At 34.3% G+C, this 22,769-nt stretch carries 13 protein-coding genes and 3 pseudogenes; 5 read left to right on the forward strand and 11 right to left on the reverse strand.

Annotation, left to right across the window (positions count from 1 at the left end):
- The first annotated feature begins 120 nt into the window (after nucleotides 1-120).
- The 4 genes and pseudogenes from dptF (at nucleotide 121) to SPTER_RS15785 (ending at nucleotide 9,468) form a co-directional block, all read left to right on the forward strand.
- Nucleotides 121-1,854: pseudogene (dptF, locus tag SPTER_RS25410) on the forward strand (DNA phosphorothioation-dependent restriction protein DptF).
- Complete coding sequence (gene dptG, locus SPTER_RS15775; protein WP_144351255.1) at nucleotides 1,855-3,273, forward strand: DNA phosphorothioation-dependent restriction protein DptG; 1,419 nt, start codon at nucleotides 1,855-1,857, stop codon at nucleotides 3,271-3,273.
- Complete coding sequence (dptH, locus tag SPTER_RS15780) at nucleotides 3,254-8,443, forward strand: DNA phosphorothioation-dependent restriction protein DptH (RefSeq protein ID WP_211367301.1); 5,190 nt, start codon at nucleotides 3,254-3,256, stop codon at nucleotides 8,441-8,443. The genes dptG and dptH overlap by 20 nt, the downstream gene beginning before the upstream one ends.
- A 281-nt stretch (nucleotides 8,444-8,724) precedes the next feature.
- Nucleotides 8,725-9,468, forward strand: a complete 744-nt coding sequence (locus tag SPTER_RS15785; RefSeq protein WP_144351256.1) for a KAP family P-loop NTPase fold protein — start codon at nucleotides 8,725-8,727, stop codon at nucleotides 9,466-9,468.
- 50 nt (nucleotides 9,469-9,518) lie between these two features.
- Here SPTER_RS15785 and istB read toward each other — a convergent pair.
- Together istB and istA are read right to left on the reverse strand one after the other, a co-directional pair.
- A pseudogene (istB, locus tag SPTER_RS15790) lies at nucleotides 9,519-10,169 on the reverse strand (IS21-like element helper ATPase IstB); the annotation flags it as partial.
- A 143-nt stretch (nucleotides 10,170-10,312) separates the two neighbouring features.
- Nucleotides 10,313-11,533 (reverse strand): annotated as a pseudogene (gene istA, locus SPTER_RS15795) (IS21 family transposase).
- A 741-nt stretch (nucleotides 11,534-12,274) separates the two neighbouring features.
- Between istA and SPTER_RS15800 the strand changes: the two are divergent.
- Nucleotides 12,275-12,787: a hypothetical protein gene (locus SPTER_RS15800; protein ID WP_144351257.1), complete on the forward strand. Its 513-nt coding sequence runs from the start codon at nucleotides 12,275-12,277 to the stop codon at nucleotides 12,785-12,787.
- A gap of 166 nt (nucleotides 12,788-12,953) precedes the next feature.
- On the opposite strand, the gene SPTER_RS25790 is transcribed toward SPTER_RS15800, so the two are convergent.
- From SPTER_RS25790 to SPTER_RS15845, 9 genes are all read right to left on the reverse strand, one after another.
- On the reverse strand, nucleotides 12,954-13,160 hold the full coding sequence (locus tag SPTER_RS25790) for an ATP-binding protein (RefSeq protein ID WP_144351258.1): 207 nt from the start codon (nucleotides 13,158-13,160) through the stop codon (nucleotides 12,954-12,956).
- A gap of 661 nt (nucleotides 13,161-13,821) precedes the next feature.
- Nucleotides 13,822-15,024, reverse strand: a complete 1,203-nt coding sequence (locus SPTER_RS15810) for a cysteine desulfurase family protein (protein ID WP_144351259.1) — start codon at nucleotides 15,022-15,024, stop codon at nucleotides 13,822-13,824.
- Nucleotides 15,021-15,395, reverse strand: coding sequence for a DndE family protein (locus tag SPTER_RS15815; protein WP_144351260.1), 375 nt, complete (start codon nucleotides 15,393-15,395; stop codon nucleotides 15,021-15,023). The genes SPTER_RS15810 and SPTER_RS15815 overlap by 4 nt, the downstream gene beginning before the upstream one ends.
- Nucleotides 15,392-17,584, reverse strand: coding sequence for a DNA sulfur modification protein DndD (gene dndD / locus SPTER_RS15820; RefSeq protein ID WP_170233299.1), 2,193 nt, complete (start codon nucleotides 17,582-17,584; stop codon nucleotides 15,392-15,394). Before dndD ends, SPTER_RS15815 begins: the two co-directional genes overlap by 4 nt.
- Nucleotides 17,574-18,962 carry a DNA phosphorothioation system sulfurtransferase DndC gene (gene dndC, locus SPTER_RS15825; RefSeq protein WP_144351262.1) on the reverse strand — a complete coding sequence of 463 codons (1,389 nt, stop codon included), beginning with the start codon at nucleotides 18,960-18,962 and terminating at the stop codon, nucleotides 17,574-17,576. The genes dndD and dndC overlap by 11 nt, the downstream gene beginning before the upstream one ends.
- Complete coding sequence (dndB, locus tag SPTER_RS15830) at nucleotides 18,959-20,053, reverse strand: DNA sulfur modification protein DndB (RefSeq protein WP_144351263.1); 1,095 nt, start codon at nucleotides 20,051-20,053, stop codon at nucleotides 18,959-18,961. The genes dndC and dndB overlap by 4 nt, the downstream gene beginning before the upstream one ends.
- 268 nt (nucleotides 20,054-20,321) lie before the next feature.
- Nucleotides 20,322-20,813: a restriction endonuclease gene (locus SPTER_RS15835; RefSeq protein ID WP_144351264.1), complete on the reverse strand. Its 492-nt coding sequence runs from the start codon at nucleotides 20,811-20,813 to the stop codon at nucleotides 20,322-20,324.
- 585 nt (nucleotides 20,814-21,398) lie between these two features.
- Complete coding sequence (locus SPTER_RS15840; protein WP_144351265.1) at nucleotides 21,399-21,713, reverse strand: type II toxin-antitoxin system RelE/ParE family toxin; 315 nt, start codon at nucleotides 21,711-21,713, stop codon at nucleotides 21,399-21,401.
- Nucleotides 21,697-21,984, reverse strand: coding sequence for a type II toxin-antitoxin system prevent-host-death family antitoxin (locus SPTER_RS15845; RefSeq protein WP_144351266.1), 288 nt, complete (start codon nucleotides 21,982-21,984; stop codon nucleotides 21,697-21,699). The genes SPTER_RS15840 and SPTER_RS15845 overlap by 17 nt, the downstream gene beginning before the upstream one ends.
- Between the last annotated feature and the right edge of the window lie 785 nt (nucleotides 21,985-22,769).

Here is a 22,769-nt window from a genome sequence, read left to right on the forward strand (position 1 = left end):
AAATACCCAGCAAAATTTTTATTTAATTTATGTTGATATAAAATACAATTTTGCTACTAATGGGGTGTAAAAGATTTGGCGAATATTAACTCCTGTTTAGTAATCGAGTTAAAAAAATTAATGGAATCTTCAAAAGAAGCCGTTGAAAACTTGGCTTCATTCAGCAATTTTAAAAAATATATACATGTTCAGCGACAAGTGGAACTCGAATTGTTATCGATTTTAGAAATTGCTGCAAACTCAAGCATACCTCAACTAATATTAGTTTGTGGTGGTGTTGGCGACGGTAAGTCTCATTTAATTTCGTATATGTTTCAGAAATATCCTGTATTATTGAATAATTTTCAAAAACATAATGATGCTACAGAAAGTTTTGAGCCTAATAAAACTTCTATAGATACATTAAATGATGTGCTCAATGCATTCTCAGATGAACATTTGGATGAAGGTAAACCAGAAAAACTTATACTGGCAATCAATTTAGGCGCTCTTAATAATTTCATTGATTCTGAAAAATATCGCGACCATTTCACTAAATTAAGAAGATATGTTAACGATAAAAAAATTCTAGAAACAACTATTCTAAACAACAGCTATGATAAGGATGAATTTTTTCAATTTATTAATTTTAGTGATTACCATATGTTTACACTCAATAATACAGGACCAAAATCATCCTATATCTACGAACTAATTTACAAAATTAGTAATCAAAATAATAATAATCCATTTTATAACACTTATGTGGAAAATTGCTGTTCTTGTATGATTCAAGACAAATGTCCAGTAAAAGCTAATTATGAATTTTTTATGGATCAAGATGTAATTGAACAAATTACTCAATTATTAATAGAAACGATGATTAAACAAAAATTAATTATTTCTACTAGATCTCTATTAAATTTTATATTCGAAGCTATTGTTTGCAATCAGTTGAAAAGTGTCCATATAACTGAATATAAAGAAATATTATCTAAATTCAGTTTTAGTGAATATATCAGGTCTTTAACTCCCAATATTTTATTTTAACAAAAAGACCTATCCAATATCTTTGATTCTTTAAAATTTTTAGATCCAATTTGTAATAGAAAAGAAGAAGTTGACCAGTTAATTATTCAATTAAATACTATATATAATATCTCTCAAGTATTTCAAAAGCATATTAAAAAAATTTATCCTAGTTATTTTCAAAAGATACTTGACAATCAAGAATTATTATTATTAGAGCTGGAAAACACACCTTCATTGAAAGAAATACTTACAAAAACTTTTTTAAGAATGTATTTGTTTAAACCAAAATCAACTTGGCTTAAATTAAACGACGATATTTACTTAGATTATATGCAAAATTTATATTGGTGGAATAAAGGCGACAAAACTAAATTAAAACCATTATTTGATCGTATAAAAGAAAGCATTTATAAATGGAATGGTAAAAGTGCACCTGAGACAATTAATTTATTTATAGGTAGAAATCAATTGCATTATAAAATTAGCCAACGTTTATCCTTATCTCCTGTTCTAAACAATTTACCTCAAATACCAAAAAATGAATTACATAAATTTATACCATACTTAATCTTAGAATATAAGGACTTTAGCAAAAATACATCTTACTCTATTTCAATTGATTTTTCACTATATAAATTACTGATGAGAATTCGAAAAGGATATCGGCCTAATAGAAAAGATAAGAATGACTTTATAAATTTTGTTGAGTTTATTGATAAAATCTTGAAACTAGGCAATCAAAATAAAGAGCTTTTTATCGAAGACCGACTAGAAAATAAACGCCAATTTAAATTAGTATTTGATTCAGAATTTGAACAGTACAGTTTTGAGGAGATGTCGTAAATGGCATATAAAATAGATTTCGAAGGAATTCATAATTCATATAACTTTAATGATGAAAAAAGGACTCTCCGCCATAACACTGGGAAAAAAATAACTTTGTTTCCTTATAATACAAAATTTGAAAAAAACAGGCACAAAGAAACTATTGAAAATTATATAAGTGTAGTCGGCGAATTTTCTAGAAACTTGAATAATCTAGCCTTTGAAGACTTATCCTTAAACGAACAATGGATTGATGATATTATCAGTCACGTTAATATTGACAGCCGTCACAAAATTATCTTAAAAGGCATTCTTAAAGAACTTTTTTTTAACGGCGATCAAATTGATCTGTTTCACCCTAAAATATTTAACTACATCAAAAAAGATAGCGCCCCTAATACAATTAACCCGAATCTTGCAAAATTCTTATTTGACACACTTTTAGAAAATTACGATACTAGCTTACAAAAAATAATTTACAATACCTATAATCATGAGCCTCAAAATATTTTAGCTACATTATTATTAAAGACCCTCCCCCCTATCCCTAAATTTCAAGAGAAAGAAAAAAAGAAAAAATATAAAAGTTGTATACCATTCATTAGTAACTTATTCTGTGAAGATTTAAACTTTATGTTAAATAACTCTCATTTCTTTTTAAATTCCTTTGATAAACTACTAAAATTCTACTATTTTATATATGTTGCTCAGCTAGCAATGAAGTTAAATCGTTTCTTAGCTACTGATATTGCAATCCCAGAGCCAATTTACTTTAATTTAGAGTGGGAAAGTTTAAGCAAGTCACGAACCAGCTATAATCGTGGATGGAAGCTCCTTGCACCCAATATACACAATATCTTTTCACATGCTAATTGTTTAGAGTTATTAAACCATAATTTTTCCAATCAATCTTATACCTATGCAGAACTCCGTAATAAAATATATTCTATGAGTCAAGACGAACAATCCGCTTTTTTAGATGATTTAAAGAAATTAAAAACTAAATATATTGAACACATATCAGATGTTAATCTTGAAGCTTTCAATGTAACTCAAAAATTTGAGGATGAAATACAAAACGAAATATTTGAATTATTTAATATTATAGACTATCAATTTAACGTAGTACGCAAAAGTCCATATCAGCGTTATGCTTTATGGTTTGAAGAATTTTGCAAAACACATTTTTTAAAACCACGTGGCAGTTTAGGAAATACCCTTAATATGTCAGAAGAAAATCTAATATTTATTACACGTTTATGTATTAAGGATAAAAGCCGTTTACGACTTAAACTATTGTTTGAGGAATACGAAAAAAGAGGTGTTTATTTTGACCGAGATTCTCAAAATAAAATTGTTCAATTATTTGAAAAGCTAAATTTAATTGATAAAAAAAGTGATAGCGGGGATGCTCAATATGTCAAAGCAATTTTATGATTATCTTTCTAATCTAATATTAAAATATTTTGATAGCCATGAAATAAAGCCTGGTGATAAATTCCATATACAATTTGAAAAGGAAGAGCAAGTTTCAGCTTTATACGCATCTTTAAGTCAAGCAAATAATGTTACTAATTTTATTTATTTATCCGCTAACAAAATACCACTATATAATTCATGTTGTTTAATTTATAAAGATGTTAGCATTATTATTGCTACAACAATAAATGACGTAAAACCAGATTTTTTAACTATGTTGCGTAATAAAGTTGGAATCGAATCAGAACCACAATTTAGAAATTCGGCCATTTTATTTATTCATGATACGACATTAGATAGTATTATTAAAGGCACAGCAAGTTTTCAAAAATCTGGTATGCCACTTCATGTAAAATCAATAATATCCGATATAAAAAGTAAACTCAAACTTCCTACGGGCATTTTGAAAAGGCATGATCGTTTTATTCTTCATTTTGCATTAGATCAAAAAAATAACAGCCTTATTGAAGACAATACATCCATATTCGAATACGAAACTATTTTAGATATTTTATATACCGGCAAAATTAAACAAGAGCAATATAAGGATTTTGGCCTGTTTTTTGATGCTGCATTAGTTCAAGCAACCGATGATGCAACTTATTCAAGAATGCAAGATAACTATAATCTATTTATGCAAATAGATACCATTCATAAATATGGTAATCCAGATATTGAGTTAGAAAAATTCTTTGACGAAAAAGGCGTTGATTTATTAAAAACTAATGAGTGGCATAATTTAGATTATAAAGAAGTAAAAAATTCTGCCACTCGAAAAAAAGAATTTATTCCGATTACTTATAAAGAAAGTAAAATCGCTGAAGCACTAACATATTGGGAACGTCCTGACGGTGAAAGTAAAGTTAAATCCCGCATAAGAAATATTATTATTTTTAACGAGGAAAAACAAATAGCTCTTAAATTAGAACTTTTTTTTAATGATTATATTAAAAGTTCTAATTTAAAATCTGATGGGGATATTTCAATAAGTAACTCGGGTAAACGTTTGTTGGTTAATTTAATTCACAAACCTCATACAACTACTTTTAGTAAAGTTATATATAAAGAAGATAATAATAATATAAAGCTTGAATTTAAAATTGCTATAGTAGAATGTTCAGCAAAAGTCTTGGAACAAATAAAAACAAAATTCTCTATTTATATGAAAGGGAAGGACAATTTCATTCATTTTCATTTTGATGAAAATGAATTTATCTTCAACCCCTCTGGTGTAATTGATAGCCATGATGCAATCGATTCTTTAGATTCAACTTTTGAGATAGATGATACGCAAAAACTTATTTTGAAGAAAGCCGGAAATTTTGATATTGTAAATGAAGATAGTGATTATATAAAAATAAACCTTATTATTAATAGTTGCATGATTCCTTTAGCAATTGAAGATAATGTGACCCTTCCCACTGTAATTACTGGAATAAGTATGTGGAAGAAAAAGAGAGAACTTCAACTCAATTTTGAATATCAGTCTAATAAATTAATTCAAAGAAACCATGAGTATTTTGCCAGAGATGACTTCAGAAAAAACCTTGAAAGAGAAAAGTTTATTATCGAAACTGGTGCTCTTCACTTTACGGAATTGGGAGAAGAACTATTCCCAGAAGATGTGGAAATAGCTCCCGAATTAAAGGGATCATACGAACGCTTAATACAATATTACCAAATAACTGGATTGACCCCCAGTTTAGCTCATTACGACGATTCCCTCGTCGCACTGACTCAAGATTATATTACAGAATATATTAAAGCTCTAAGTAGCATTGAAAACGGGACTTACATTACTTCTATCAAAAAAGACCTTACTAAAATTGGGGTAATTACAAAGCTTGATGGGGAACAAGAAATACTTCTAACCCCTTTACATCCCCTTATGGTAGCGTATCAGTTATTAATAAATAATAAGATCGGCAATGAAGAATTACCAGATGAATTACTAAAGAAATTGAATCCTGCGGCTCTATTACCATATATTCATGATTATAATGGAAAACTATATAAACCAATGGAGCAGACTCATTCCCCTGAATGGCTACTTTATGTTGATTCGGCTAAACAAAGATATAAAGGTTCTAGAAATTTTGTAGCAAAATTAGTGCAAGAGAAAATAGAAGAATTTATGGATCACTTCTCTTATTTATTTAACTTAACCAGCAGAGCTCCTATAAAAATCAGTTTGGTCAACTTAGGTGATTGCAAGGAAATATTGCAAGGTATTTTTTTCTACTACATTAGTGCACTTCGAAAAAACCCTTCAATTGAAAATTTAATTACCATTGAATTATATATTTATAGTGAACTTGATTCTATTAATGCATTTGAAGAAATATCCTTCTATGATGATATTTCAACTATAAAAGAAACTTTTAATTTAACATTTTCAGTTGGTAGTAGCAATAGTTTTTTTACTGAAGAAGATATCTTAAATATTTTTAGAGAAAAAGTGTATTTCTTTAAAAAGCACAAAAAAGAAGATATTTATGAATATGTCCATATAACCTTTTATGAAATGAATCAAGACACAAAAGGTACTAGCAGTAATATGGAAGATATATCTACTGGGGTAGCACTAGCCGGTATAGTCTCAGGTATCCCTTCAATTTATTTAGGTGATTCTTATCGTACTGGCTTCGGCACCAAGCATCTTGAAAAGATAAATGACACTCCTCTTTTGATCATTGCAACACTGTTAAATGCATTGGAAAGAGTTATCGCAAGTGGTGACCCCTTTGACAACAAAAAATGTATAACCACAGCAATATTTGAAGATAGAAAAAAATCACTAGATAAGGTTTATGACACCTCTCACTGGATAACTTTTATAGACCCCAAAGTTGATTTAAACTTTTTTAAAAGTGATTTCAAAACAAAAGATCTACTGATTATTCATTATAGTGACCAGTATACTTCATCCAGTGGTTATGATGCTATTACAGTAACAAGAAAGTCAAAACAATATCAAATGATAATAGAAGAATTCCTTCATACTAAACAGTTAAATCCTGTAGATACAGCATCAGCTAAAATAATTGATTTTTTTAATGCTATAAATGGTAAATGGCTTTTACGTTTAATCTCTAGCAAAAATCAAATGCCACGCGAAAAACTTAGTATTCTTTCCGCTATAAAAATATCTCTAGCATACTTTTATCATCCTGACATTATATGGGTTCCTATTTCACTTGAAGAAATATTACGCGTTTCCGGTGGGGCTGGTTTAAGTAAGAATGGTGGTTTATTCTCTATTAAAAACCTCAAAGGTTCGGGAAACTATTCCGATGATATATTGCTGATAGGCGTTCATGTTTATGGTACCGAAATAAACGTTTATTACTATCCTATAGAAGTAAAAATCGGCAACAATGCGCTAGGAGTAAAAGAAAAGGCTGTAGAGCAAGCCAACAAAACCAGAGATCTTATAGAAAAATTTCTAATTGAAACTGAAAACGAAAGTAACCCTATGACTAAGAAATTATATCGTAATTTTTTAGTGCAATTAATGATTGTTAGTGCAGAGAAAATGAAACTGTACAATATATGGCCTGAACAAAATTGGGATATGATTTTAAACAGTACGGTTAGAGCTCAACTTCTAAATGACAGTTACACTATTAGTAGTGATCATGATATCTTTATCGGCCGAGGCGCCGTACTATCCTTTAAGAAAGATATATATTTCAATGAACATCCAATTATCAAAGATAATATTCTGATTCTTGAATTCTCGGAGCAGGCTGGTTATAACCATATTACCATTAATATCGAAGAGCTAAAAAATAAGTTCCTTAATGGAAAAAATGACTTTGACCCTGCTACATTGTTTTGCAACACATTTAGGCTTAAAAATAAGCCAGAAGCATTAGCTAACGTTTCTGAATCTGGTTCTAATAATGATAATCATCATATCTCCTCTGCAGTTTTTTTGATGCAACAGCGTCAAAAAACTGCAATACAGCCATTACAAGTTGTGTTTGGAACTCAAACTGATACTAGCCAGCCTTTAATTTGGTATCCTACCGATACTAATAAAACATCTCATACAAATACCGGTATTATTGGGACCATGGGGACGGGTAAAACACAGTTTACAAAATCCTTAATTACACAACTCTACCAAAACCAACACGATAATGTGAATAGTAAACCTATAGGTATCTTAATCTTTGATTACAAAGGCGATTATGTTGATGAAAATTTTCGGAAAGCTACTAATGCTACTATTCTTGATTTATTTCACTTACCTTATAACCCCCTAGCATTATTCGTAACTAAAGATTCAAGGCCTCTATTGCCATTGCACACAGCTAATATGCTTAAAGAAACCATTTCTAATGCTTTTCACTTAGGTCCTAAGCAGGAAATGTTATTAAGAGAAATTATTATGGATACCTATGAAAGACAAGGGATAAAAAAGGCAGTTTCGTCCACATGGACCAATCCGCCCCCAACATTAAACGACGTTTTTGGTCTCTATTTTTCGAGAGAAGATATAAAAGAAGATGTTTTATACGCATCCCTGCGTAATTTAGCTGATTTTGAACTCTTTGAACCTGATGTCAATAAGACAAAACCATTATTTGATATTATAACTGGGGTCACAGTAATAAAACTCTCAGGATATGATGAGAGCATTCAAAATCTTGTAGTGGCCATATCTTTAGATATTCTCTACACTCAAATGTTAATCGCTGGAGAAAGTGAGACCCAAGATGAATATCGTCAATTAACAAAAATGATCTTAGTAGATGAAGCTGATAACTTTTTAAGCAAAAATTTTAATTCTTTAAAAAAACTTCTAAAAGAAGGACGTATGTTTGGTGTTGGAACAATACTGTCTACTCAATTTTTAAGCCACTTCTCAACAACAGATAATGATTATGCAAACTATATTTCAACTTGGGTGGTCCATAATGTATCTGACTTAAACGCTAAAGATATAAAGTATATTTTTAATACCAGTAGCAAAGTTGAAGAAGATAATATTTCTTCCAAGATTAAGCGGCTTGAGAAGCATCAGAGTCTAATTAAATTTCCACATATAAATAAGCCCCTGCATTGTAAAGATAAACCATTCTGGCAGTTAATACAAGAGAGTGTAGACATTTCAGAATAACTATTTATTGTGAACCATTATTTTTAAAAATCAATTAAGGTTATAATAAACATTGATAATAATTATTTGTTTTCAATAATTAGGAAACTAGAATATTACGAGTAAATTGAATATCACATTGCCAGGATTGCACAGGCTAATCGCTAGGGAATCCCTGATTAAGACTTCTGACTTCAAAGTAATATTGAAATAGGATTAGCATCTCTGAGGGAAGGCATACATAACGACTAACGTATAGGCTGCACTCACAATACAGTAACTTACAAAAGAAGGTGAATTTTATGCCTGCAACTAACTTTATTAATGACTGTATAAGTGAATCTGATTACTTGGGTTATCTACCTTATATTAAAGCTTTTGAATATATAATTTGTAATCATAATGAACTAATGAGTTTACCTGTTGTTTTCGGTGTCCATGGAAAATGGGGTGTAGGAAAATCAACATTCTTGAGCTTAATAAAAAAAAATCTAGATTTAACAAATAAATTCTTTACGATTGAGCTCAACCCATGGGAGTATGGGAATGATAATAATTTTGTTGCAACATTTTTGACTAAATTATACAAAGAAACAGAAAGTCATTTATGTAATAATGAGAAAAAACAAGAAGATATTATTTCCACACTTTTTAAATTAATATTAAAACCTTTTAAAATTACAGCAGACCTACAATTAGCAAAGGTTGAATATGATTTTAATAAGTTAAACTTTCCAAGCCAAAAACAAATTATAGATGATTTTATTACGGAAAATTTTGCAAAAAAAGAAACCATAAAATTTATATTAAATGCAGAAATTTTCGAAACAAAAAAAGTTATAATTTTTATTGATGATTTAGATAGATGCCCCGCCGATAAAGTTATGGAAGTAATTGAGTCTATTAAACTAGTATTAAATTCTAGAAACTGTATCTTCTTTCTTGGATGTGATAAAGAGTATTTAGAAAATGCACTGTCGCTAAAGTATAAAGACTTTATTCAGTTCTGTCAACGCCGGATTAAAAATGACCGAATCGCCGGTTGAAAAATGACCCACTCGCCGGAAGTAAAAACGCCGGAGCCCGTAACCGCCGATCAAGATATCGCCGGTTTGTCCGCTGCATGGATGTCAGCCGGTGGCACCGTTTTTACGCCGGTCTTCAATCTATCCCTGAGTCTATAAGTGTCTCCGCGAATGTTGATGACATGGGCATGATGCAGTAACCGGTCCAGCAAGGCCGTTGCAATTACGGTGTCGCTCATTAATTCGCCCCAGTCGCTAAAGAACTTGTTGCTAGTAAGTATTATGCTGCCCTTCTCGTAGCGTGAGCAGATTAGCTGGAACATTAACTCCGCTGCCTCGCGGTCGAGCTGCGCATACCCAACCTCATCAATGATCAGTATGGCTGGCCTTGTGTAGACCCTCCATCGCCGGTCCAGTTTACCGGTCAGCATGGCTTTTTTCAAATCAGCAATGAGCTGAGCCAAGCTGACGAAATATACTGTGAGGCCTGCTCTGAGCGCCTCAACCGCCAGGCCAACGGCAAGATGGGTCTTACCCACACCAGGCGGACCGAGAAACACTACATTTTCTCGCCGTGCCGCAAAGGCTAGTGTTGCCAGTTCTTTCATTTGTCTGCTATCTATGCCTGGCTGAAAGTTGAAATCGAAATCATCCAGTGTTTTACGGTGCGGAAGACGAGATAATTTCATCCTTGTTTCTTCGCTGCGCCGTTTACGCTCGGCGTTCTCTACTTCGAGAAGCCCTCCGAGGAATGATAAATAAGTTAGTTCACTGTGAGCCGCAGCCTAGCCGTGCATCCAGCAGCTCAGATGCCGTGCTAAGTCCCAGTTCTTTTAAAGGTCACGGGTGTGTTCCAGTTCTATCATCAGATCACCCCGGCAACCCTGTCATACAAGCTGAGCGGCCTGATTTCAACCGTCGGGTTGTCCGTCTGCTTCGCATACGAAAACGGGGCTGCCATCCCATTTCTTTCTGCCAATCCTTCATACTGGCCTTTGAGCCAGACGATTCTGCCCGATGTATATACCACTTTATGATGGGCGATTCTCACTTCGCCGTCATAAGCCTCAAATTTGTCACCGGAAATTCGCACTCTGACTTCACGTCCGCTATACTGCCAAGGTACGCCGTATTTAGCTCCATCAAAGCTGACAAAACCATCGCGCGTCACTTTTCGCAGTTCCCAGCGATAGTTATCGCGAACCGCTTTATCCGGTAGAGGCAGGAGCGGCTCCTTCTGTAAAGCATGAAGTGGTATTTCGCCCGTAGTACCATGTGGTTTGCTATCCACTTTACGGCACCACTCCAGTGCCTGAAGATTCAGGTCGTCAACATCCAGAAACTGTCTGCCTGGAAGGAAGTTGTTTTTTTTACATAGTCCACAAGCCGTTCTACCTTACCTTTTTAGTCTGAGGCCTTCTCGGCCGACAAACTTTGGTAGGAAGCCCATATCGGCGGCAAAATCCTCAAAGCGCTTATTCCAGAGCGGCTTGCCGGCCTCGCTGCCATCAATGACTGTCTTCATCCTGTCAGTGAGAACAACCTGGGGAACACCGCCGAAATATTCGAAGGCGTTTACCATGCAGCGAAGCAGGCTGTAGAAATCGCAGCGTTTCGTGAACTCCACATACTTACTTCTTGAGCTACCCATGATCATCACGAATACCGGCGTTTTATGAACGATGCCATGCTCATCCAGGTAGTGAGTGATGCCCCAGTCCATCTGAGCCTGTTTACCGGGAGGGGTTTCATATCGCCTTACCGCCGGTGAATTCCTTGCTGGACGCATGTCCTTCACATAGTCCTTAAGGATGGTAATGCCGCCTGTATAACCAAGGTTTTGTAGGTGTTCATAGATTACTACACAGTTGAATATGCCGTTTTGTACCATTTCGTCGATTATGGACTTAAATGGATCGAGTTTAGAAGGCCTTGTCCGACCTTTCAGCCGGTGCTGTCCTGTATCACCGGCAGCATATTTCTTTGCCGTATTTTTCGATATACCTAATTCTTTGCCAATTGTATACGGGGATTGACCCGCCAAAGCTTTTTGCCGTATCATAAGTATTAGCCCACTCCTTAACATTTGCTACCTCCTGGTGATCTTGTCAATCCCCATGGTAGCTTATGATTTTGGTGTGGGTCAATTTCTTTTCGGCTCTATGGGTCAATTATATCCCGGCGGTGACAGTTCCAACAAGAAGAAGATCAAAATGATTTTTTAGAAACTAATAAACATCCCTATAAAAGCAGTTTAAGTAAATTCGCCAGAGAATATCTAGAAAAAATAATTCAAATACCTTTTAATATTCCACCGCTTAACACAGATGGAATTGCTACTTTTATAAGTTATTTAATACAGCCAAAGCAATATATTTCAGCAAACTTTAAAGAATTCAATAAAAATTATTATGAAGAATTTAAAAATAAATTACCCCAAAAAACTTATAACGCAACTTATTGTAAAGGCAAATATAAATCTGAGACGAATAAAACGTATCCTTAACTTAATTTTTTCTAAACTATGTTTTTATTAAATTCAAATACAAAAAATGCTATATTTAATAATAATTACATTGATTTAGATTTATTAAACTTTCTGGGCTTTATAAAAGATGTTGAACAAGATTTCTATAGATCTTTTATTTTTCTAATACTATTATTTGTAAACATATCTTTAGAAACTGTTATCTGGTACAAAATAATAACAATGAAGATAATAATGATGACGAATTTAAACATATCGATACATATGTTTTACCACCTAGCATTATTGATTATTTTAAACTTTTTTTTGAATGGTCAAATATAACTTCCAATGAATTACTTGAGCAAAAAACTAATAAACATAGAAACTTATATTAGTGTGAGTAATACAACAACTTTAGAAGAATACAAAGAAAAAGATTGGGGAAGTATTGGTGAAATTAGATCCGAAATAACTAATAAAAAAGTTGCTGTATTTCTAAACAGGCTACCGAATAGCGAAATTATTCAGGATTTTGTTATATGGTTTTTTGAGAATATTTATGACAGGTCATACCATGCAATTGGACTGCAACGTAATATACATTTATATAAAAAATCTTCTGAGGGCTCTTTCGATATTGACAAAGATTTTTTATTTAGACTAGAATTTAACGATAAAGAAGGTAATCTTTATTTGCGTTTTGAGCGTGGAAATTTAAAAACTGCTTTAAGCGAAAATCTTGACATATTAAAGCAAATAAAAACATATAATAGAAGTAAAAAACATATTGTATTACATAGTGATATAAATAATGACATCTTAAATAATATAAAAATTAATTTGAAAAAATTGGTACAAAACTTACCTTGAAAAACTAATAATTCTTCTACTCTACGTATATCGGATTCTGAAGACAATTTTGACAATAAATAATGGATATTCAGTTGCGGCGGAGCCGCAGTTCCGGAGGTTTAGAAACCACCTGTCTGGAAATGGAAACCGCACTGAATAATCCACTCGCTGAAGCTTTTACCTATTATCTTAACCATTCGCCGCCCAATTGCTCATACCAGCTTTCCAGGCGGAACTGAGAGCAAAAGACGACAGTAGCGGATTTTTTACAGTGCTTATGAAAAAGTTCAAAGATATTCTTGCTTTCACATTCTGGGAGTTTTAGGAGCAGCCATTCATCCAGGATGAGCAACATTGGCTTAGTATATTTTCTAACGTTTTTTTGTAGCATCCTTCTGATCTTGCAATTTCAAGATCAAAAAGCAGATCCGGAAGCCTGACATATTGACTGAATACATACTGCTTGCAAGCCTCCGTCCCAAAAGCGCTGTCGTCCAATGGACATGAGATGTTCAGCGCCCTAGTTCTATTGATGACTCGCTTGACTGTTTACTTAGACATTGCTGCTGTAGGCAAATGTTCTGCTGACTAAATCCCAGATTTGCAATCTAGGATCCCACGGTACTTGGTCATTTGCTGACCTCCTCCAAATGCATTTTACACCAGTAGGGGCATAAATACATTATATAGGAGGACCTGCCAGGCTGTTCCACCTCTGGTATCACGGTTTCTATTTAGCCGGAATCGCAGGTTCCTACGACCGGACTGGCGTGTATTCAGGTCCGGAATACTACAATACTCAATATACTCAATTGCAGGGCCTGCAAAAGCTGAAGATTCAGTTGAAGCTTACTTTTGAAATTTATTATCTGCGAAAAGTAAGGACACTCTCGATTGGGACACAATTAATAAATTAGCAAGTAAAATCCTGAGTTTAGGAAATTCATTGTTTCAGTAAATGATTCATATATTAATAATATTCATAAAGAGAACTACGAAAGGATTCTTGATGCTGACGTTCTTTAAGATAGATTTTAAAAAGTATGTACAAGCTAGCTTGTACATACTTTTTTTATGAATTCATTAATATCATTTTCTTTTTCGTTTTTTGATATAGTGACTCTAAATGTATTTGAAGTAGCTGCACCTCGCCCTATCGCCTTCAATACATATGAAGGCTCGTCAGCAGAACATGCCGATCCAGTTGACATAGCCACATCATCTTTTATCTTTTTTATAAACAATTCATTACTTAACCCTGGAATCGTAAAACTTATTACTCCTGGAATCTTTTCCGTCGGATGGCCATTAAATTGAATACTTGGGAAGTTAGTTAGAAGCTCCTCTTTGAGCTTTTTTTCTAGTTGTAGTATATGTGGAATATAGGTATCTTTATCTCTTTTTGCTATCTCCGCTGCCTTTCCAAAGCCAACAATATTATGAACGGAAAGTGTGCCCGCTCTATAACCCTCCTCCTGACTCCCACCATGTATAAGAGCTGTCAGCAGGGGCTTCAGGCCATATTTATCCTTTCGAATATATAAGGCCCCTATTCCCTTTGGCCCAAAGATTTTATGCGCTGAGAAAGATAAAAAATCAATCGGAGTTTCCTTGACATCAATATTAACTTTTCCTAATACTTGTGTTGCATCTGAGTGAAATAACATACTCCTTTCCCGAAATAATTCTGCAAACTCTGTTACTGAGTTAAGCGTACCAATTTCATTATTACCCCATATTATCGAAACTAAAGTAGTACTTTCCCTCATTGAATTTTCCAAAGTTTCCTTTTCAACTTGTCCGTAAGCATTTACTGGAAGGAAACTCACCTCATATCCTCTATCTATTATCTTATTCGCCCTTCTTCCAGGTCTAAAGCGATTCATTTCCTTATTCATGATTGCAGTGTCAAAGCCGGCTAGAAATTGACAAGTCTGGAGTACAGATTTATGCTCGACTGATGATGTGAGTATATGATTTCCTTTGTTCTCAACGTGCTTTTTGTAGTCGGCAACTCCCTTAATAACCATATTATTACTTTCAGACGCACAACTCGTAAAGATAATTTCGTCAGGATCTGCATTTATTAACTCAGCCAGTTTTGCGCGGCTCTCTTCCACTGCTCTCCGAGCATTTTCAGCGAGCAAGTAATATTTGCTGGAAGGATTTCCATATTCTTCTTCTAAATATGGAAGCATTGCGGTCTTCACTTCGGGATCAATCGGAGTTGTTGCACTATTATCAAGATAAATCATATTGCAGCCCCCTCAAGTCCAGCCAGATATGAGATTAAGTCTTTCGCATATCTAAATTCGTTATGAAGAATTACAGCGCCTCTATCTAAGTGCGCTTTTACATATTTCGGGAAGTAATCTTCTTCTGTGAGATGATATCCGCAGTGCTGTTCCATCAAACATTTGTATAAGTTATCATACTTTCCTGTTATTGTTTGCTTGTTCAAATCTAAGCCATTCGTATCTGTGTCAAATCGCAAACTATCTTGATCTTCTTTTAACGATAAGGCAATAGCTATCTTGGATAAAGCAAAAGGTTTTAAATTAGTTTTCTTCTGTAACTCCGTGAATATTGTCATCGTTTTTTGAGAAGTTCTTAACCTAAATATCATGATGCAACCTCAAAAAAATATTTTTCATCCAATAATGTACGTTGTTCAGTATCAGAATAAGCAATAAGGAATTCTTTTGCAATATGCGGTTTCAGTATTTTATAATAATCCTGATTTACTTCTTCGTCAGTCGATAATACTAGAACCTGACTACTTAGACTTGGGAAAAAGCGTGTAGTTATGTTTGCCCGATGCACACTGTCTATTCGTGCATATGGTGTATCAATTATAAAAGGCACTCTATTATTGGAGATTTTGACTAATGCCCAGTAAAGTGACATAATATATATTTGCTGTTCACCCTTAGAAAATTCCTTAATATCAACTTTAATTGGAACCGTAACTTCTTGATTTCCCTCATATCCTACTAAATTCTTTTCTAACTCTGTTTTTTTAGAAATTCCTAAAGTAATTATCAACTCTTTCACACAAAGTTCTCCTATTTGAGTTGAAAATGCTTCTAATCCAATTTTCTCAATTATATTGCCGAGCTTGTCCATTCGCATATTACTGCGCCTATAAAGTGTAACATTAAAATCTTCATCAATTTCTATCTCGTCAACATAGTTGTCCTTGGAAATAAGTTGTTTAAACATATACATGAAATTTTTCTTAATATCACTTAATTTATCTTTTATTAACATTGGTATAAAGTCTGATAACATTTCATATGACTTGTTACACAGAAGATAAATTGACTTATCTTTTCTAACGCTTTCAAGTATTTCCTGAGCTTTATTTAACCTCACCTTTAATTCTTTATTTTGCTCAATTAGGGTTTCTAAATAAATTTCAGCTTTTCCTTTATCCATAATCAAAGTACGAATCTTTTCCTTTTTTTCTTCTATAAACAAAGAATATGCTGAAAGTTCTTCATTATTCTTTTCGCTGAATTCCAGTTTCTTTTTGAGCTTCTGTGTTTTTGCTAAAGACCGAGTAATGTCAAGTTTAGTATCAGTAATAATGTTTATATCCATGCCTTCGATAATACGAATTAACTCTAGAACCTTTTCCTCATTGTCATGAGACAGATTATGAATCAACTCAAATGAGTTAAGATCAAAATTAGGCTTAAGTCTCTCATCTATATGTTCTGATAAAATTCGTGAAAACACATTGGCACAATCTTGATCGTAAGAGTCAACAATCCTTATATTCGAATTATTAACTTGGTCTTGAATAATTCGACTAATAAAGCTTTCATCAAGTGTTTCTTTTACTGCTATATATTTTTGATATTTATTTTCTTTGATTATTTGATTTTTAACTTCCGAAATAAGCGGATTAACTATAATAAAAGGCAAATAATTATTGGCAAATTCTTTAAGCCACTCATGTTTTTCTTCTCTATTTTTTTCTTCTCTATAAATCTCATTTTTTAATTGTGTAATCTCTTGAGCGAGTAATCCACCAGCTTTTCTAAAATCCTTTTCCAATTGCCGTTCTTCTTCTTCAGTCTTTTCTATTTCAGCTTGTAAATCAGAAATCTTTACCTTCTCTAATATAATTGATTTCTCGTTATTATCTAACTCATTTTTTAGTCTTGCAACATTAGTCTCTTCTTCATTTAATGAATAGTCATGCTCTTGATGAATAAATCTTCGAAAATTGTTTTTCATAATATCAAAGGTATCATAGCCGCAAAGGACCAAAAGCGCTTCTCTTAAATTCTTTGCGCTATTCCCCTCAAGAAAGAAGTCACTTATTTTTTCACCATCAAAAAAGAACAGGTCAAATAATTGCGGGGGAATTAATATTTTTAGATAACTTTCAAAGCTCTCTCTCTCTTCAATATTTAATATCTCGCCGTTTCTATAAACACAAAATTTTTCAATCAATTTTTGCTCTTCATAATTCCATTGTCTGATAAGTTTATAGTTAGCTAAATCTCGTTCTTCTTCTAAATCAAAATTGAGTTCAACATATGTATTCAAATCTGGTTTACCTAGAGAATTTTTATTAATTAGTTTTTTCATTCTTCGATAGTAACTAGAAGTTGTGCTATCATAGCCAAAAGCAACTGGCCCATATAAAGCTAATTTTATTGCTGTAAATAATGTAGTCTTTCCTGCTCCATTCTTTCCACCAACTAGAACTACATTCTGAAATTCTGAATTCACAGCAATATCAAGATTTACTGTCCCCTCGAATGAGCCAAAATTACATAAACAAATTTTATTAATTATCATAATCAAAACCTTCTTTAATGTGATGGTGATGTAGCCATGAAGCATTAAGAATTTTTTCAAAAGATTCTTTAAGCACTGGTCTACGAGTATTAAGTTTATTAGTGTTTATTGAAATAATAAGCTTACTTATTAATTCAAATTCAATACCGTATTGCTCGCAATATATTTTTAGCTGATCAATAATCTTTTCATCATAAAGTGGCTTTTTAAAGGTATCCCATGGCAATGGTTTACCTTTAATTTTTTTATATAAATCCACTAATTCTCTTCTGGAAAGATCTCCTTCTTTATCCCAGATTTCATCTATCTTTCTCAATTCATCGATGGTAATAAGGTCAATGCCAACTTCATTCTCAACTTCCAGTAGTTTTTCCAAAATAATTTTTCGGCCTGTTAATGTAAAAGGACCAAACCCCCGGCTCCCATCACCCTTTTCATATACGGTACCGTCCCTTCGCTTGGTATCTCTTAAGTTCGGGTCATTTCTAATGCTTAATAACCAATCACGAAATTCCCGCAATGGTACTAGCCACCGCTCACCGCTTTCAATGAACCCTTTCAGTGATTTATCTTCTCTTACCATTGTACAAACCCAACAACCGAAACGGGTATTGCCACAAGTTGGTATATTAGCATCTTTTTTTGTTTCAACTATTGTGAATGGGCATTCTCCCCCTTCTTCACTCTTATATAGTGACAAGAGAAAATTATTATCTGATCCCCATGGAGATATCCCATTATTGGTATTCAAGAGAATAGACCAAACTTCTTCAGTTGAAAGTTCGGATATTGGGTTATATACGTATGCTCCGTCAATCACTTCATGTTTATTTAATAGTTTACCCACTATTTTTCTTTCTTCAATTCTCCTTGCTCTTGCTGCACTTTCTGCCTTTCTTACTCCTAAAAGAATGACTACTTCACCTTCATTTTCAACTCTTTCACGAATAAATCTATTTGACGGATAAATTTTTAGTCTATCAGTACACCACCTAAAGCCTGGTGGTTCTGGGGTTGGGTACCCCAACCCTATAAGCGAACTCCAAAAAGTTTCTTCTATTCGTGGCCGTACCAGACGCGCAAATATGGCCAGTTCTTGTGCTTTAGCACTCTGGTCAATCATTTGCAGCATTTCTTTCAAATACTCTATTACTATAGGATTTTCTACCATAGTATCGGAAGATACTATATATACTGGTTTTATACGTTCCTCTTTGGGTAAACGTTTTAACATACTAAACACTAGCTGGCAAACAGTCGTTGAATCTTTACCCCCGCTATAACCGATTATCCAAGGTTTTTTATCATGTTTATAGACCAACTCAATTTCGTCTAATATGTCATCTATTACAGATTCTTGAAATAGCCCATTGCTCATTGTTGTGCCTCACTTTGATTTATCATCATTTCATCTAGTGTCTTTTCCTGTTCATCAAGTTTAAAACCAATTAAATGCTTAATTTTATTATAAGTTAACCTGATCGCAGTAGTATTTTTATTTATAGTTCCTTTAGGTGTTAAGGCTCGTCCATTCCAGTCTTTATTATTTGAACGGCTCCAATCTATTTTATTTAAACAATTTATATATTCCACATACTCTTGAATGTTATTGCAGTAAAGATAGTTGCCTAAATGCCCCAAAGCTACTAGCACAACTCCATGAGCATTAATATAATCTTTCCTGCATTCAGAAGCGCTTAAAGCCTTGTCCTGAACTTGTTTCCATTCATGCATGGTATTACATAGCGCTTTCCAATAATCCATCACAAATTTTTCATCATTTTTGTTAATCTTGTCGCCTTTTTTCTTTCCAAGGATACAACAAATTGAACTATGTATATTTGTTAAAGTAAAAATTCTAGGGGAATATTTTGATAAATTATCTGCTTCTTGATCTGTGAAACGTTTCAGTAACGGAATACTCTCAACTACTTTTTTAGATAATAACGCTAATGGATCACGATTGTCATATAAAATTCCAATCGACTTTGTTGTATTGACTGCATGTTTGTTTAAATCTGCAAACATTTGTTGACTCTTCTTTAAGCCATTATCCTTAAAAAAGACAACAGAGATTGTTTCATTTTCCAGTTCTTTATTGATCTTAAGAGCTTCTTCTATTGCGGCCCTCCTATGTTGGCCGTCATTTATTAAAAATTTGGCTTTTATTGGTATCTGAAGTGTTCCTAAATCCGTCTCTGAAAATGGAGTAAATATAATATCACCATCAACAGAAGCTGTAAGTGACGAAAATACATAACTATCTGGATTATTTATTATATAACCAGTAATTTCAGGAATTCTAGATTTATTCAAAATCCTTTGAGCTCTAAATTCGGGTGGGAAATCTTCATCGATAGATTGAAATATTTTAGAAATTACTTCTAGAGGACACATTGCCACATAATATTCTTCTTTAGCTTGAATTCCTCTGATAGCAGGAAATGAATAACTAAAACCCTTCACCATGTTACTCTCCCTACGTACGTAATTTATTTTTCTACTTAAGTATATTTTACATGGCAAAAACAGTCAATATTTCAATGCGATTCTTCTCGATAGATCCAGACTCAAAGGGACGGTTCTCTTGAGTCATTTATACCTTTTTATCACTCGACAGAATTCATAAAAATCGGGATATAATTCCTGCCCCTCCCCCGGTCCATAGAGAGACAAAGGGCACGATCCTTTCTGGTCACTTTTCGATCTCCTGTACCATTAAAGGGCAGGAAAAAATTCATTTAAACGGAACATAAACTTTTTTCATCGGAATTAGCGCTTTTGTCTCGTTAGGAAGACTCTCATACCAGTCGGTCAGTAAATCTGCTAATCCGGGTAAATCAATTAATTTTACATCATTTTGTTGGGCGACCTTTACAGCAGTAGATTTAAAACCGCCTGTTGCAACAAAAATGCAGCTTCCCCCCATTGGGCTAGCTCCTAGAAGCTGTTGAATCTCGGGGGCCGAACTTGTATCTTTTCTATGTTTAACTTGCACTTTAACAACAGGTTTTTCAAAGCCAAAAGCATCTTTGTGAGCCAAGATATCGACTCCTCCGTCAGGTCCTTTTGGACTTACCCGTACTTGATAACCCATAGCCCGTAGTATACCAGCAACTAAGTCCTGCATTTCCCATGGATCTAAATGGCCAATAGCGTCTTCAACCATTGATTTAGCTTGTTGGATAAAATCATTATGATTAAATTCAGCGTCCGCTTCTTCTTGCATTGGTTCAATGTCAACTATTTTACCGGCTAACAGTGTATCAAATTCACCGCCCCAATCGTCGACTCTAAATACAGTAGATATGCCGCCTAAGGAGTTCTTTGCTCCTGCGAGAGTACATCGCGTAATAACCGTTTTTTATCCCATTTCACCCCAATAATATTAGGGTAATGCTGATTGATCGAGGGATCATATTAATTCATTATTATCTCCAGCTCGAACCATCCACCATTTCGTCAATGTGGCCACCCCAATTACGATAAATTAATACTACTTTTATTCATCAAAAAACGCCAACCTCCTTGTTAAGAAGGTTAAAGAGCTTCCTTTATGCAGAAATATATAAAATAAAATTATGCTAAGAGAGTCAACTGTATATTAAAAGACAGGAACAATGCTCTTACAATGAGATAAAAGTTGACTCAAGAAAACAGTCATGGCAATGCTTGCCACGGTAGAATTGCTGAAATAAGGATTAACTTTCACGCTAACCGTCCCCTGCGTCTAAGGTAATGTCGATGAAACAGATACTTAAAAAACAAGATCGAGCAGTAAATCACAATGACTTTCTGCTCAATCGCTTTTTATTTACAGCAACCATCCGTAATTCTGGCGGGTATTCACAATCGCATCCATGCAAACGACGGAGCCTTTGATCTGGTAAATCAAAAGATATCTCTCAAGCAAAAGCTTTCGATATTTCCCTGGCGTAATAAGCGGATCAATCAGGCTTGGATTCCTTTCAGGAAACTGCTCCAGCGATTTGGCCATGCTCTGGAAATCTTCAATAAGCCGTGCGGCTGCCGCTTCACTGACCTGGGCTAAAAACCGGGCGTGAGAGACCAGCATTTGGGCAGCTTCTTCGGAGATGACAACCGTAAATATTCTATTTTCGCTGCCCATCCAGCACCTCACGGACAGCGGCCTTCATCATGGCAGATACATCGTCTACAGAATGCCCCCTATTTCCTTGCAGCCGGCTCTCTTCGGCAATAACCAGGCTTTCCCGTAAACGCAGCATGCTCTCCCGCCGCGCATAGGTCGCAATGTCCATAACTACAAGGTCACCTTCGCCATTTTTTGTCAGATAAACCGGCTCACCCGAGCGCTTGCACAACTCGGATACCTCGTTATAGTTCTTGCGGATTGCCGCAGACGGCTTTATATTCATCATGAAAACCAGCCCCTTAGTAGTATTTTTATATCCTTATTATATGATAATATTACTACCTATAGTCAAATTTGTCTACAGGTGTTCTTAATAACCCACACTGAAAAATACTAAATAATGCCATCCTGCGGCAAATTCGCAGAATGGCATTTAACTCATTCGGCAACGCTGATTCGGCAGATGAATAACCCATCCAAAACCTTAACCTGAATAAGTTAATGCCAATTGAGCCACTGAGTTAATGTTTGAGAGCCACCCTGTTAATCTAATAGAGCCACTATGTTAATCTGAGAGCCACCCATGTTTTTCTCCAGTAAAATGGAGACAGTGCTACTGAAATGCAGAGCACAAATAAACATGGGGAGGACTCAGAATGACCAAGTATCGAAATATCCTAAGGCTAAGCAAAATGGGCTTAAGCCAGCGAAGCATTGCATCAAGTTGTCAGTGCTCCCGCAACACAGTTGCCGATGTACTAAGCCGCGCTGACCAGAAGGGCGTGCTATGGCCGCTTCCAGAGGATGTTGGCGACCCAGACCTTCAGCTAATGTTATTCCCGGAAAGGATTCAGGTATCGCCGCGCAGGATTCCAGACAGCGAGCATATTCACAGAGAGATGGCAAAAAGCGGCGTTACACTTAGTTTGCTATGGAGTGAGTACTGTGAGGCCTGTCGTCTCAGCAATGAGATTCCTCTAAAGTACACACAATACTGCAATTATTACCGAAAATTCGCGGCAACTACCAAAGCGACGATGCACATTAGTCGAAAACCGGGTGAACAGTTAG

Origin of the sequence: Sporomusa termitida (assembly GCF_007641255.1) — a bacterium.
Lineage (GTDB): Bacteria > Bacillota > Negativicutes > Sporomusales > Sporomusaceae > Sporomusa > Sporomusa termitida.